This is a genomic window from Brevundimonas sp. GW821-FHT10E09 (assembly GCF_058809375.1).
Genome location: NZ_JBXASO010000006.1, coordinates 128,401 through 141,323, shown reverse-complemented (window position 1 = coordinate 141,323; position 12,923 = coordinate 128,401). Strand labels below are relative to the sequence as shown.

Sequence of the window (12,923 nt, the reverse complement as noted above, 5' to 3'; positions counted from 1 at the left end):
AGTGATGACGTCAGAAAACCAGAACAAGCGTAAGAAGCGTCAGGGTTTCACCCTGGTCGAACTGATGGTGGTCATCGTCATCATCGGCCTGCTGGCGACCGTGGTGGCGCTGAATGTCCTGCCCAGCCAGGACCGGGCCATGGTCGGCAAGGCCAAGGCGGACATCTCGGTTCTGGAGCAGGCGATCGAGACCTATCGCCTGGACAATCTGAACTTCCCCACCGACCAGCAGGGGCTCGAGGCCCTGGTGTCCGCGCCGGCCGGCCTGGCCCAGCCGGAACGCTATCGCCAGGGCGGCTATGTGCGTCGCCTGCCCGAAGATCCGTGGGGCAACCCCTACCGCTATCGTCGCCAGAGCGCGCACGGCCAGCAGTTCGACGTCTTCTCCCTGGGGGCGGACGGCAAGGAAGGGGGCGAGGGCAATGACGCGGACCTCGGCAACTGGCAGGGCTAGGCTTCAGCGTCGCCGTTCTGGATTCACCCTGGTCGAGCTGATGGTCACGGTGGCCGTCATCGGATTGGCGGCCGGGGCGGTCGCCCTGTCCTTGCCCGATCCCCGCCCGGCCGTGGGTCTGGAGGCGGAGCAGTTCGCCGCCCGGCTCTCGCGCGCCCGCGAGGAGGCGATCCTGACCAATCGGCCGGTGGCGGCGGATGCGGACACGGCCGGCTATAGTTTTTCCAGTTTCGACGGCGCCGTCTGGACGCCGCTGAACGGCGTCTTCATCGCACGCACCTGGGGCGAGGGCGTCGCGGCGCCGGCGGACCCTGTGCGCATCGTCTTCGATCCCACCGGCGTGGCTGACCCCGCCCGGGTCCGCCTGACCCGCGACAACCAGTCCCGCACCGTCACGGTCGACGGCGCGGGCGAGGTGTCGATCCATGATTGATTCCGTTCCAGCAGCGCGTGGCCGTCGGGCCGGCGGTAGGGCTCTACACGTCCGCGCCGGGTTTACTCTGATCGAAATGCTGGTGGCCTTGGCGGTGTTCGCCCTGGCGGCCATGGCCCTGTTGAACCTGTCCGGCGAGAGCACCCGTTCCGCCGTGCGCGTCGAGGCGCGCACCCTGGGCGGTCTGGTGGCCGAGAATGTCGCGGCCGAGGCCATGATCGCGCCCAGCCTGCCGGTGGGCGAAGTCAGCGGCGAAACCCAGATGGCCGGCCGCGTCTGGCGCTGGCGTCGCGTCGTCACCGGGACCGAAGTCGCCGGTATGGGCCGGATTGACGTGCGGGTCTTCACCGACGAGGGCCAGGTGGCCGACCGCGTCCTGTTCCGGGCGGCCGGGGCATGAGGGCGCCGCGCACGAAGTCACGGGAGGGGCGGGCGGGATTCACCCTGGTCGAGGTCCTGGTCTCGCTGGCCATCTTCGCCCTGCTGGCCGGGGCCGGCGCCCTGGTGCTGAGCCAGACCATCGACGCCAAATTCGCCATCCGCGCCGAGACCGACCGCATCGGCGATCTGCAACGGACGCGCGCCCTGCTGAAGGCCGATCTGGCCCAGGCGTCGCCGCGTCGCACACGCGGCCCGACCGGCCGGCCCCTGCCGCGCGCCCTGATGGGGCAGGAGACGCCCGGCGATCCCATTCTGGTCCTGGTTCGCAACGGGTGGTCCAATCCGGACGCGGCGCCGCGCCCGTCGCTGCAAAGGGTCGAATACCGGGTGGTCGAGGGGCGGCTGGAGCGGCGCGTCTCTCCCTATCTGGACGGCGCCCGCGCGGGGCCGCCCCAGGTGTTGTACCGCGGGGTCAAGGACGCGACCGTCACCTTCATCCAGAACGGGTCGGAGGCGCCGGCCTTCATCTCGACCAGCGACCGGCCGCTGCCGGACGCGGTGCGGATCGTCATGACCCTGGACGGTTTCGGCCGCCTGGATCAACTGTTCCTGGTCGCCGCCGCATGAGACGGCTGCGGGGATCGCGCGAGGGCATGGCCCTGCTGACCGTGCTGCTTCTGGTGGCGGTGATGGCGGTCGTGGCGGTCGCCATTCTGGACGATGTGCGCTTCTCGGTGCGCCGCACCACCAACGCCGAGACCCAGGCCCAGGCCCAGTGGTACGCCGCCGGCGCCGAAAGCCTGGCGCGGCGCCAGATCGCCGACCTGGTCAAGATCGATCCCGCCCGCACCCCGCTGGAGCCGCGCTGGAACGGCCGGGTGCTGGAGTTTCCGGTGGAGGAGGGCGCGATCCGCGCCGTCGTCACGGACGGCCAGGCCTGTTTCAACCTGAACAGCCTGGTCTTCGGCCAGAACGAGGACCTGTTTCCCCGCCCCGAAGCCACGACCCAGTTCGTCGCCCTGGGCGCCGCCCTCGGCCTGTCGCGCGCCCGGATGGCCGCTGCGGCCGCCGCCCTGACCGACTGGATGGACAATGACGCCGAGGCTTCCCCCGGCGGGGCCGAGGATGCCCGTTACGCCGGCCTGTCCACGCCGTATCGCACCGGCGGCGTCATCCTGGCGGACGTCAGCGAGATGCGGGCGGTGGCCAATATGGACGACGCCCTGTATCGGCGGCTGCGCCCCTATGTCTGCGCCCTGCCGGCGACCACCCAGACGACGCTGAACATCAACACCCTGAGCCCGGCCGAGGCGCCCCTTCTGGTCATGCTGACGCGCGGCGCCCTGGGGCTTCAGGGCGCGCGCGCCGCCATCGCCGCCCGCCCGGCGCTGGGCTGGTCCAGCGTCGACGCCTTCTGGAGCCAGCCGGCGCTCAAGGGCTTCACGCCCGATGATGAGACGCGCGGGCAAGTCACGCTGTCGACGCGCTATTTCGATCTTCGGGTCGATATCGACTATGGCGGCGCCCACGCCGTCCGCACCGCCCTGATTCACGCCGCGCCGGACGGCGGCGTGCGTACTGTCATTCGCCGCTGGACCCCTGAAGAATGAGCCAGACCCGTATCGTCATCATCCCCCCGGCGGCCTCGATGCCGGCGCCCTTCCTGACGTTCGACGCCGGGGGACGCGTGCTGCAACGCGGCTCGCTGCTGCTGGAAGACTCGGCCGCGACGCTCGATGTCCGCACGGTGGCCGTCGCTCCCGGCGCCGATGTCCTGGTGCGTTGGCTGGACCTGCCGGTCGGCGGGACGGCCCAGGTGCGGGCGGCGGCGCGCTGGGCGTTGAAGGACGATCTGGCCGGCGATCCCGAGCGCACGGTCGTGGCCCTGGGGCCGGTCGCGGGCGAGGGGCCGCGTCTGGTCGCCGCCGTGGGCGCGGGTCTGCTGGAGGCGTGGATCGACTATCTCGCCGCTCTGGGCGTGACCCCTGTCGCCATAGTGCCCGACTGTCTGATCCTGCCGGCGCCGGCCGACGACGCTCTGAGCGCCGCCGTCTTCGGGACCGACATGGGGCTGCGCGGCGCGCATTTCGCGGCCACGGTCCAGTCCGATCTGGTCGAGGCGGTGGCGGGCGGGCGCCCCCTGATCCGCATGGACGATCCCGAGACGCTGGAGCGGCTGCTGGCGGCCGCAGCGGCGGCGCCGGCCGTCGATCTGTTGTCGGGCCTGGAGCGCAAACGCGAGGTTCGGGCGGGCGGCTGGCGGCTGGCGGCCGGTTTGGCGGCGGCTCTGGTGGTGTCGCCCCTGATCCTGACCCTCGCCGTCGGCGCGCGCGATCAGGTCGCCGCCGACCGGGCCGAACGCCGGACCCTGGCCCTGATCACCGAAACCATGCCCGACGCCGCCCGCGCCAGCGATCCGATGGAGGCGGCGCGTCGCCAGATCGCCGTGGCCCCGCCGCCGGGCGGCCTGGCCTCGGTCAGCGCCGCCCTGTTCGCCGCCGTGGAACAGGTCGAGGGCGCGGAACTGGACAGTCTGAGCGCCGATCCCGGCCAGGGGGTGCGCGCGACCGTCAGCTATCCGGCCTTTTCGGACCTGGAGACCTTGCGGACCGCCCTGGCCGCCTCGGGCCTGTCCATGTCCGACGCCTCGACCGTCGAGGACGGCGGGCGGGTGGTCAGTGAAATCATCGTGGGAGGCGCCGCATGAACGGCCTGATGTCTCAAGCCGCCGCCTGGTGGGACGGCCGCACCCTGCGCGAGCAGCGGATGCTGACGGTGATGGGCCTGGCGATCGCCGCCGTTCTGGTCTGGCTGCTGATCGTTCGTCCGGCATGGGCCTGGCGGGCCGATGCGGCCGAGGCGCGAGCCGTGGCCGAGGCCGATCTGGCCCTGGTTCAGACGGCGACGGGTCGCATGGCGCGGACAGACGCCGCCAGCAGCGACGTCGATGTCGCGGCGGTGGTCGCAGAGGTCGGTTCGATCACTGGGGTGACGCCGGTCATGGGCATGTCGCCGGACGGCGGCCTGGGCTTCAACCTGACCAATGTCTCCAGCACGGCGGCCTTCGGCTGGTTGGCGGCCCTGCATGACCGCAAGGTCGAGGCCACGACGCTGAACGTCGTCGAAAACGCCGATGCGACGATCAGCGTCGAGGGCGTGCTGGCGCCCTCGACCTGAAGCCGGATCAGGGCCGGGCGGCGCGCAGGGTCTGGAGTTCGCGCTGGGCCTGGATGAAATCCGCCTGGAAGTCAGGGTCGGCCTTCAGGCTGGCCACCAGGGCGGCGCCGACGATCCGGCCGGCCTCGACGTCGCTGGGGTAGTGGACGCCGCAGATCACCCGGCTGTCGCCATAGGCTAGGCCGCGCGCCAGGATCTCGTCAGCTTTGTCCGGCGCCATTTCCGACAGGACCAGGGCCCAGGCCCAGCCCAGGGCGGCGTGGCCCGACGGATAGGAACCGCTGGCCGTCAGCCAGGGCTGGGGCGCGATACAGGTGGCCGCCGGCTCGGCGACGAAGGGCCGGGGGCGGCGGACGCCCTTCTTGACTGGGGTCTGGATCGTTTCCAGGTCGCCCAGCATCCGGCCCAGCAGACGGGTCAGGGTCGGCACGCGCTCGGGGTCGAAGGTCACGCCCAGGGCCGGGGCGAAGACACGCGGGGCCGAGGGGGTCTCGATCTCATTGTCCGCCTGAGCCATGGCCCAGCGCGCGCTGCCCTCCAGCGCGCGGGTCGCGCGATAGGTCTCGATATCGGCCTGTTCACGCAGGGAGCCGGCGGCGGGCGGCGGCGGCAGGAACCGGGCGGCGTTCGGCGCCGCGTCTGCGGACAGATAACCGTGGGGATGATCCTGGAAACCGGTCCAGAACACCGGCGCCGTGTCCGGTGTCGCGGCGCAGCCGCTCAGGGCCAGACACAGGACCGCCAGGCCGCGACCGGCCGAGGAAAGAAGGGACATTTAGACTACGCTTCTCAGACTGTGGGGAAATCAGGCGGCGACGGCGCCGGGACGGCCGTCCTCGACCACCCAGCTGTTCAGGGTCGAGACCGCTGCATGGGGATCGCGCACGTCGGAGATGGCGCGATAACGGGTGTTCATCCGATCGCGGTCCATGTCGATGGACATATAGCCCCGCACCCGGCTGTCGAAGAATTTGATCTGCGGGTTGTTCGGCATGTTCGCCATCAGGGCGTCATAAGGCGGACCTGAGGACGAGATCGAGGTGCCGACGAATTCGGTCGCCACCGTCGCGGATGACGGATCGGCGCTGACCCGCTTGACGTCATTGGTCCAGAACGAGTGGTAGTCGCCGCTCAGCACCACCGGATTGCGGGGCTTCAGCGTCGCCAGGGCGTCGGTCATCCGGTCGCGGGCGACGGGATAGCCGTCCCAGGTGTCGGTCCAGTAGCGGGTCTCGGCGTCGCCGTTTCCGAACCTCAGCCCCGCCATCACCAGATCCTGGCCCAGGATGTTCCAGCGCGCCTGCGACCGGGCCAGGCCGTCGTAAAGCCAGCGTTCCTGTTCGAAGCCCAGGAAGGTGCGGGCCGGGTCCAGCCGGTCGGGGCAGGCGGCGTCGGTGACCACCTGGCCCTTGCCGCCGTTGACGCCGTCGGCGCAGGCCTGTTTCGAGCGGTACTGCCGGCCGTCCAGCATGAAGAACTGGGCCAGCCGGCCATAGCGGACGCCGCGATAGATCGGCATCTGCAGCCGGGCGTCCAGCCGCGTGCGGCGAATGGGCATGGCCTCGTAGAAGGCCTTGTAGCCGGCGGCGCGGCGCAGCAGGAAATCATTGGGCATGACGCCGGGCGTCTTGGACCAGACGCCGGAATAGTCGTCCTGAATCTCGTGGTCGTCCCACACCGCCAGACAGGGGGCGACGGCGTGCAGCCGTTGCAGGTCCGCGTCCGTCCGGTGCAGGGCGTACCGGTTGCGATAGCCCGCCAGGGTCGTCGCCTCTTCCAGTCCGTAGGGCCGCACCACATTGGCCGCCTGGGCGCCCGTGCGGGTGTATTCGTAGATATAGTCGCCCAGGAACAGGGTCAGGTCCGGCGCCTCGTCGGCCATATGGCCATAGGCGCTGAAATAGCCCGACTCCCAGTTCGAGCAGGAGGCGACGGCCAGACGCAGGCGGTCGACGTCGGCGTTCGGGGCGGGGGCGGTGCGGGTGCGGCCGACGGGGCTCTGCTGACCCTGGGCGGTGAACCTGTACCAATAGGGGCGGTCGGGGCGCAGACCTTCGACCTCGATATGCAGGCTGTGGGCGTCGGTGCGATCCGCCACGGCCTCGCCCGAGGCGACGATGCGGTTGAAGGCCTCGTCCGCCGCCACGTCCCAACGCACGGCGACCGGGCCGCCCATGCCGCCCAGGCCGTCCGGCGCCACCGGATCGACCGCCAGCCGCGTCCACAGGACGAAACCATCGGGGGCCGGATCGCCGCTGGCGACGCCCAGCGGGAAGACATAGGCCCCGCCCGCCTGGGCCTGAGCCTGCCCGAACCGCAGCACCAGGGGCGCGGCGACCAGGCCGCCCAGCAGAAGGCGGCGGTTCATCGGAAGGGTGGGCTTCAGCAGCATGGGGGGCTTTCCAACGGGAGCAACGGATCGGGCGGACCGGCCTGAAGCCGATCCGCCCTGTCCTGGTCTTAGAAGTCCATCGTCAGACGGACGCCGACGGTGCGGCCCTGGTTCGGCGAACTGGTCGGACGAGCGCCGCCGTTGAAGTTGTTGCGGGTCTCTTCGTATTCGGTGTTGAAGAGGTTGCGCGCCCACAGACCGACGCGCCAGTTGGCGTTCTCCGGACCTGCGCTCAGATTGGCGTTCCACAGCCAGTAGCCAGGCAGAACCGAAGCCGAAGAGGCGTTGTAGATGCCGTCGCGCTGATTGTAGTTGGTCTCGGCCCGCAGGGCGAAACCGGCCATCGACCAGTCATAGGCGATGGAGCCGCCGTAGTTGAACTTCGGGAACTGCAGCGGTTCGCCCGAACGGTCGTTCGAGATGATCACGTCCCACGGTCCGTTCGCCGGATTGGCGGCGTTGGTCGCCGTGGCGTCGATGGCGAAATACTCGCTGTATTCGCCTTCCTTGTAGCCGTAGTTCTGGCTGATCGTGAGGCCGGCGAAGGGCGTCCAGGTCAGTTCGATTTCGCCGCCGTAGATTTCGGACTTGGGCACATTGGTGATCTTGCCCAACTGGCCGGTTTCCCGGCTGTATTCGGTGCCCTGAATCTGCTGGTTCTCGTAGTCGTAGAAGAAGACCGCGCCATTGACGCGCAGGGTCTTGTCGAACAGGTCCGACTTGATCCCTGTCTCGTAGGCGATGACGATTTCGGGCTTGAAGGGGGTCTGCGACTGACCATTGTAGGTGGTGAAGCCGCCCGACTTCACCCCACGCGCGACACTAGCGTAGAGCAGGGCGTTTTCGGCGAGATCGTATTCCAGGCCGAAGCGCCCGGTCCATTCCGACAGCGAGATATCGTAGGTCTTTTCCGGTCCGACCGCGACGTTCAGGCGACGCGTGCCGGTCGTGGTCAGGCTGCGGTCTTCGTTCTCGTAACGCAGGCCCGCGATCAGGCTGAGGCGATCCGTCAGGGCGAAGCTGTTGTGGGTGAAGACGCCGATGGCCTCGACCGACTGGTCGTAGGGGGTGTTGATCAGGTTGCGGTTGGCGCCGCGGAACTCGGTGTAGAAGCCGCCGTCGATGCTCTCATCGGCATAGTGGGCGCCGACCATCCAGTTCAGACGCCCAGCCTGGTTCGACAGGCGGGCTTCCTGCGAGAAAGCTTTGATTTCGTTGTAGAAATAGACGTCCGACTCCGCCGCCGGCGTGCCGTCCCAGTCGTTGTATTCCGAACGGCTGAAGGTCTGGTAGGCGGTGATGGTGTTCAGCGTGGCCCAGCCCAGGTCGGCGCGGACGCGGGCGCTGAGGTCCAGACCGTCGTTGTCGCGGCCCGGCTTGGCGTCCAGGCTGCGGCCGGAAACGCCGGCCAAAGCCTCGGAGATCTTCCAGCCGGTGATCCGGCGGGCGGTGTCGGCCGGATAGGTCACGCTGCCGTCGAAGACTGGATAGTCGCTGCGCAGGCGGAAGCCCAGGCCGTCGGACTTGTCGATGGAATAGGTGGCGGCCAGATCGACCGTGACGTCTTCCGAGGCGTCCCAGGTCAGGCGGCCGCGCACGGCGGTCTTGTCGACGTCGCCCAGTTTCTGGCCGGTCGTGCGGTGATACTGCCAGGCGCCGCCCTGTTCGGTGACGGCGGCCAGGCGGCCCAGGAGGCCGGGAACGATCTGACCCGAGACAAAGCCCTCGACCTTGTAGCGGTCATAGGAGCCGTATTCGGCGGTCAAGCCGGCGTGCCGGTCCGCCGTCGGGGCGTTGGTGATGATGTTCACCGCGCCGCCCGTGGTGTTGCGGCCGTACAGGGTGCCCTGCGGCCCGCGCAGCACTTCCAGCCGGGCGATGTCGAACATCGCGCCCTGGGTGGTGATCGTATAGGGGTGGGCGACTTCGTCGACGTAGACGCCGACGGTCGAGGCGTTGTTGCTGGAATATTCGCGGGTGCCGATGCCGCGGATGCGGAAGGCGGGCTGGCCGCTGCCGAACTGGCTGTCCACTTCCATATTGGGCACGACATTCTCGATGTCGTTGATGACCTGAACGCCCTTCTCGTCCAGGTCCTGGCCGCCGATGACGCTCAGCGCGAGGCCGACGTCCTGGCTGGCCTGGGCCCGACGCTGGGCGGTAACGACGATGTCCTCGACCGTCGCCGACGGAGCCGAGGAAGATTGGGCGGCGGCGGGCAGGGCCGCGGCCAGGGCGAGTGCGGCGCTCGAGACGCCGAGGAGCAGACGATGCATTGCACGATCCATTGCGGGCGGCGCGCGCAGGCACCCCCTGCCGCACGGGCCGATCTGTTGATGATGCTGTCGAACAGCCGTTCGGTTCGGCGATTTGACGGGAGCGGCCCCTGGCGATGGGGAGGAAGGCTGGAGCCGCTGGCGTCCCGCAGAAAAACAACTGTTCGACAACGGTTCGGCATTAGGCGCGCCCTGCTAAGCTTTTATGACGCTTGTAGGAAGACTTTCTGTCAGGCAGCGCCCTGGCAACCTGAAGCTGGAAGTAACGCCCGTTCTATGGCTCTTGCTGCGCCACAAGCTGGGTCGCGGCGGTCTTGAGCGTTGCGCCCGACAGCGGAATCCCCGTCGCCGAGGCGACCAGGGCCTGGCCCTTGATCCAGAGCGCGAACCGGGTGGCGGCCAGTCGGGTCAGGTCGAAACCCGTCGGCCAGACGCCGGCGCTGTTGTAGAAGGTGCCGCCGCCCTCTGGTCCGCGCAGGACCATGGCGAGGTCCTGAAGCGGCGGATCTCGGCGGGCCTCCAGGCAGATGCTGGCGATCAGGCGGGCGTATCGGGTGTAGAAGCCCTCGGCCTGAGGATTGATCGAGACGGTTGGCGTCATGAGCCTTTCCCAGGTCTCGAGCGTGGCCGCGGAAGGGTCCATGTCGGGGCGCCGCCTCGCCAGATAATGGGGCAGGTCGCGGAACACGCTGTGCCACACCGCATCCACGACGAAGCGACGCATGTCCGGCCAATGATAGGCGATGGTGGATGTGGAGGTGCCGGCCACCAGGCTGACCGAGCGATTGGTCACGCCGGCCACGCCGCCGGCCAGGATCTGGTCCGCCGCGATGTCGAGCAGTTTGAGCCGCATCGAATCGACCTCCAGTCCAGCAGCCGGCGCCTGGGGCAGAAACAGGTGTTCGCGATACCAGAAGGTGGCCGGGGCGGGGCCGTCGTCTCGGCCCAGGGCTCGGTCGACCAGGGCGCCCAGGCCCTCGGCGCTGATGACCTCATAGTCGGTGCGGCCCAGAAGGGCGCCGGCGTAGAATTGTTCGGTGACGAGACAGGCGGTCAGGGGCGCCGCGAAATCGGCGGCGTCGGGGACGGTCGCCAGATAGGTCCGCCAGGCCGCCTCGCGCATCGCCTCCCAGCGTCGCATCAGGTCATGGCGCGCCTCGCCCAGGTCCGTGTCCAGCAGCAGGGCCTCCCAGACCCGAACAAAGCCGGCTTCGGCTGCGGCGCGGAGCCTCAGATAGCGCAGAACAAGGGCGAGCAGGGTGTCGCGGCTCGCCGGCAGACCAGCCACGGCGCCGAAGAAGCGCTGATGAAAAACGGCGTCCGCCTCCAGCGCATGTTCGCCGACCGCCAGGACCAGGCCGGACTTGGCGCCGAACAGGTTGACGATGACGGTCGTGCTCTTGCCGACGGCCTGGGCCAGGTCGCGCAGGGTCAGTTTGCGGAAACCCTGAGCGATCACCAGGTCGATGGCCGCCTCGATGATCCGCTGCGCGTCGGTCGATCTGGGTGAGGCTTGTCGCTGAAGCATAGGCGTCAATGGTCTGGCGAAGCCGCGATGTCGAGACCCTATGGAGGTCGTCAGACCCTCAGCCCAGGGTCAAGGTCCGCAGGCGCAGAAGCCGGTCTCCGGCCGTGATGAACAGGCTCCGGCCGTCTTCGCCGAAGGTGCAGTTCGCCGCAGCCCCGCCGGTGTCGATACGGCCCAGGATGCGCCCCTCGGGCGTCAGCACATGTACTCCGCCGGGACCTGTGGCGAACAGATGGCCCGCGCGATCGACGGCCATACCATCCGGCAGGCCAGGATTGGACGGCCCGACCTGATCGGAGAAGTCCATCAGCACGCGCGGCTTCATCGCCTGCCCGGTTCGGCTCAGATCATAGGCCAGCAATAACGGGCGTTCGGGATCGGAGACCGCCACATAGAGGGTCCGCTGATCCGGCGACAGGCCGATCCCGTTGGGGAAGCTGAGACTGTCGTCCAACAGGGTCACGACGCCGTCGGGGTCCAGTCGATAGACGCCGTTGTACGCCGTCTCCTTCAGCGGCGACCGGTCCATGTCCTTCAGTCCATAGGGCGGATCGGTGAAGAAGATCGCGCCGTTGGAGGCCTGGACCAGGTCATTGGGCGAACTGAAGCGGGCGTCGCCATAGCGGGTCGCCAGCAGGGTCTTGGCGCGGGTGGCCAGATCGACGCGCGCAATGGCGCGGGCGCCATGATCGGCCATCAGGATCGAACCGCGGGGGCCGGCGATCAGTCCGTTCGACCCTGGCTCTCGAAAGACAGACGCGTCCGCCCCGTCATAGCCCGACGGCTCCATGAAGACCGAGACGCCGTCCCTCTCGGACCAGCGATGAATCCGGTTCTCGGGCACGTCGCTGAACAGCAGATAGCCGCCGTCAGCGATCCATACCGGGCCTTCGGACCAGGTGAAGCCCGAGGCGAGCGTCTCCAGCCGGGCGTCCGGGGCGATCAGGCGGTCCAGCGCCGGATCGTGACGGATCACGCGGGCGGCGGAGGCGGGGGCGCGGGCCGCGGCGCAACCGGCGCCGACGAAGCTTCCCGCGAGGCTTCCAGCGAGAACGAGACGACGAGAGAGGGTCAGGGCGAAACTCCGGGACAAGGGGGAGGGTTGGTGTGGTTTCAGGGCGAGACGGCGCGGCGCGCAGGCTTCATGATCATCGGGCTTGTTTCAATCTGAACGGCCGACGCGTTGCGGGCGGAGCGCAAGTACTGGAGCTTTTTCCTGTCGCGACAAGCCATCATCCTGTCGCATCATCGAAGCGATGGCTGTCGGCGCCTTCCATATCAGCGGCAAACGTCGGCGAGGCCGTCAGGCGGCTTGACGACTCGGGTCGGACCAAGGCTAGCTTTCGCCATGGCAAAAGTCGCGATCAAGACGCCCCAGGGCGATAACCTCAATCCCGTAGACCTGCACGTTGGCCGGCGTGTCGCCGAACGCCGCCAGGCGTTGCGCTACAGTCAGGCTCAACTGGCCCAGGCGGCCGGGGTCACCTTCCAGCAGATCCAGAAGTACGAGCGCGGGAGCAATCGGATCGCCGCCTCGCGTCTGTGGGAGATTGCGGAATTCCTGAACGTGGATCTGAACTACTTCTTCGAGGGTCTGGGTTTGCCCGATGGACCCGAGGCGCGCATGGGCGGCGCACCCACGAAACAGACGGCCGAGATCGCCCGGCGGGCGCCCGAGCTGTCGGTGCGAAACCAGAAGCTCGTTCTGGACCTGATCCAGCAACTGGCCCGGGTTTCTGCAGAGACCGGCGCGGAAATCGATGTCTAGACTTCGGCTCGCTGTCCGTTGCGGACGGCGAGCCCTTTCGCGGATCGGACGCTAGGCGATGGGGCGACTGACGCGGCGCGAGATCGAATGCGTGCAACTGGCCGGCCTGAGACTGTCAAATCAGGAGATTGCAGACGTGCTGGGCATCACGCCCAGCACCGTGGCGAACTATCTGCAAAGCGCCAACGCCAAACTCGGCACCAGTCACCGGCGGGCGGCGGCCCAGGCGCTGGGCATTCAATACCCAGGCGCCGGAATGACCGATGCCGAACTGGCCGAGCGGCTGCCAGAACGACTGCGTCCGGCCGTCTCGCCGGGCGTGGGGAACCCGATCGATGACCGGCCCTGGGCGGCGCGCTTCTGGCGACCGCCTCCGGCGAACCGGTTCATCCGTCTGGGCGTCATCGTCGGCGCGACGGCGCTCTGGCTGCTCGTACTGGGCGGTCTGACGTCTTTGGTGATGACGATCTTCTCGACGCTCGACGCATGGCGGCCCTCTTAGCCGGGATCCTCG

The 12,923-nt window shown here is 68.6% G+C and carries 14 protein-coding genes; 9 read left to right on the top strand and 5 right to left on the bottom strand.

Going from position 1 to position 12,923, the window contains the following annotated elements; genetic code table 11:
- Positions 1-4 precede the first annotated feature (4 nt).
- The 7 genes from gspG to AC1RSI_RS07675 are packed head-to-tail and all read left to right on the top strand — an operon-like array spanning position 5 to position 4,445.
- A complete protein-coding gene (gene gspG, locus AC1RSI_RS07705; protein ID WP_008263479.1) occupies positions 5-454 on the top strand; it encodes a type II secretion system major pseudopilin GspG in 450 nt (149 codons plus the stop codon).
- Complete coding sequence (locus AC1RSI_RS07700) at positions 423-887, top strand: GspH/FimT family pseudopilin (RefSeq protein ID WP_154726763.1); 465 nt, start codon at positions 423-425, stop codon at positions 885-887. The genes gspG and AC1RSI_RS07700 overlap by 32 nt, the downstream gene beginning before the upstream one ends.
- Positions 880-1,287, top strand: coding sequence for a type II secretion system minor pseudopilin GspI (gene gspI, locus AC1RSI_RS07695; RefSeq protein ID WP_154726764.1), 408 nt, complete (start codon positions 880-882; stop codon positions 1,285-1,287). Before AC1RSI_RS07700 ends, gspI begins: the two co-directional genes overlap by 8 nt.
- A complete protein-coding gene (gspJ, locus tag AC1RSI_RS07690; protein WP_291755183.1) occupies positions 1,284-1,895 on the top strand; it encodes a type II secretion system minor pseudopilin GspJ in 612 nt (203 codons plus the stop codon). The genes gspI and gspJ overlap by 4 nt, the downstream gene beginning before the upstream one ends.
- Positions 1,892-2,878, top strand: coding sequence for a type II secretion system minor pseudopilin GspK (gene gspK, locus AC1RSI_RS07685; protein ID WP_154726036.1), 987 nt, complete (start codon positions 1,892-1,894; stop codon positions 2,876-2,878). Before gspJ ends, gspK begins: the two co-directional genes overlap by 4 nt.
- Positions 2,875-3,975: a type II secretion system protein GspL gene (gene gspL, locus AC1RSI_RS07680; RefSeq protein WP_154726037.1), complete on the top strand. Its 1,101-nt coding sequence runs from the start codon at positions 2,875-2,877 to the stop codon at positions 3,973-3,975. The genes gspK and gspL overlap by 4 nt, the downstream gene beginning before the upstream one ends.
- On the top strand, positions 3,972-4,445 hold the full coding sequence (locus AC1RSI_RS07675) for a type II secretion system protein M (protein WP_008259418.1): 474 nt from the start codon (positions 3,972-3,974) through the stop codon (positions 4,443-4,445). Before gspL ends, AC1RSI_RS07675 begins: the two co-directional genes overlap by 4 nt.
- A 7-nt stretch (positions 4,446-4,452) precedes the next feature.
- Here the strand turns inward: AC1RSI_RS07675 and AC1RSI_RS07670 are convergent, their stop codons facing one another.
- The 5 genes from AC1RSI_RS07670 to AC1RSI_RS07650 all read right to left on the bottom strand — a co-directional run bounded on the left by AC1RSI_RS07670 (position 4,453) and on the right by AC1RSI_RS07650 (position 11,734).
- Positions 4,453-5,220, bottom strand: a complete 768-nt coding sequence (locus AC1RSI_RS07670) for an acid phosphatase (protein ID WP_035306624.1) — start codon at positions 5,218-5,220, stop codon at positions 4,453-4,455.
- A 30-nt stretch (positions 5,221-5,250) separates the two neighbouring features.
- Positions 5,251-6,837, bottom strand: coding sequence for an alkaline phosphatase D family protein (locus tag AC1RSI_RS07665; protein ID WP_154726038.1), 1,587 nt, complete (start codon positions 6,835-6,837; stop codon positions 5,251-5,253).
- A gap of 68 nt (positions 6,838-6,905) precedes the next feature.
- Positions 6,906-9,113 carry a TonB-dependent receptor gene (locus AC1RSI_RS07660; protein ID WP_154726039.1) on the bottom strand — a complete coding sequence of 736 codons (2,208 nt, stop codon included), beginning with the start codon at positions 9,111-9,113 and terminating at the stop codon, positions 6,906-6,908.
- 274 nt (positions 9,114-9,387) lie between these two features.
- Positions 9,388-10,641, bottom strand: coding sequence for a TetR/AcrR family transcriptional regulator (locus AC1RSI_RS07655; RefSeq protein WP_154726040.1), 1,254 nt, complete (start codon positions 10,639-10,641; stop codon positions 9,388-9,390).
- A 58-nt stretch (positions 10,642-10,699) separates the two neighbouring features.
- On the bottom strand, positions 10,700-11,734 hold the full coding sequence (locus AC1RSI_RS07650) for an SMP-30/gluconolactonase/LRE family protein (RefSeq protein ID WP_230307609.1): 1,035 nt from the start codon (positions 11,732-11,734) through the stop codon (positions 10,700-10,702).
- 255 nt (positions 11,735-11,989) lie between these two features.
- On the opposite strand from AC1RSI_RS07650, the gene AC1RSI_RS07645 reads away from it, so the two are divergent.
- Both AC1RSI_RS07645 and AC1RSI_RS07640 read left to right on the top strand, forming a co-directional pair.
- Positions 11,990-12,409 carry a helix-turn-helix domain-containing protein gene (locus AC1RSI_RS07645; RefSeq protein WP_008261975.1) on the top strand — a complete coding sequence of 140 codons (420 nt, stop codon included), beginning with the start codon at positions 11,990-11,992 and terminating at the stop codon, positions 12,407-12,409.
- 58 nt (positions 12,410-12,467) lie between these two features.
- Complete coding sequence (locus AC1RSI_RS07640; RefSeq protein WP_035306612.1) at positions 12,468-12,911, top strand: response regulator transcription factor; 444 nt, start codon at positions 12,468-12,470, stop codon at positions 12,909-12,911.
- The last annotated feature ends 12 nt before the right edge of the window (positions 12,912-12,923 follow it).

Bases quoted from the DNA above. Each gene is read 5' to 3' on its own strand.
- gspG (WP_008263479.1), top strand. From the start codon at position 5: ATGACGTCAGAAAACCAGAACAAGCGTAAGAAGCGTCAGGGTTTCACC.
- AC1RSI_RS07700 (WP_154726763.1), top strand. From the start codon at position 423: ATGACGCGGACCTCGGCAACTGGCAGGGCTAGGCTTCAGCGTCGCCGT.
- gspI (WP_154726764.1), top strand. From the start codon at position 880: ATGATTGATTCCGTTCCAGCAGCGCGTGGCCGTCGGGCCGGCGGTAGG.
- gspJ (WP_291755183.1), top strand. From the start codon at position 1,284: ATGAGGGCGCCGCGCACGAAGTCACGGGAGGGGCGGGCGGGATTCACC.
- gspK (WP_154726036.1), top strand. From the start codon at position 1,892: ATGAGACGGCTGCGGGGATCGCGCGAGGGCATGGCCCTGCTGACCGTG.
- gspL (WP_154726037.1), top strand. From the start codon at position 2,875: ATGAGCCAGACCCGTATCGTCATCATCCCCCCGGCGGCCTCGATGCCG.
- AC1RSI_RS07675 (WP_008259418.1), top strand. From the start codon at position 3,972: ATGAACGGCCTGATGTCTCAAGCCGCCGCCTGGTGGGACGGCCGCACC.
- AC1RSI_RS07670 (WP_035306624.1), bottom strand. From the start codon at position 5,220: ATGTCCCTTCTTTCCTCGGCCGGTCGCGGCCTGGCGGTCCTGTGTCTG.
- AC1RSI_RS07665 (WP_154726038.1), bottom strand. From the start codon at position 6,837: ATGCTGCTGAAGCCCACCCTTCCGATGAACCGCCGCCTTCTGCTGGGC.
- AC1RSI_RS07660 (WP_154726039.1), bottom strand. From the start codon at position 9,113: ATGCATCGTCTGCTCCTCGGCGTCTCGAGCGCCGCACTCGCCCTGGCC.
- AC1RSI_RS07655 (WP_154726040.1), bottom strand. From the start codon at position 10,641: ATGCTTCAGCGACAAGCCTCACCCAGATCGACCGACGCGCAGCGGATC.
- AC1RSI_RS07645 (WP_008261975.1), top strand. From the start codon at position 11,990: ATGGCAAAAGTCGCGATCAAGACGCCCCAGGGCGATAACCTCAATCCC.
- AC1RSI_RS07640 (WP_035306612.1), top strand. From the start codon at position 12,468: ATGGGGCGACTGACGCGGCGCGAGATCGAATGCGTGCAACTGGCCGGC.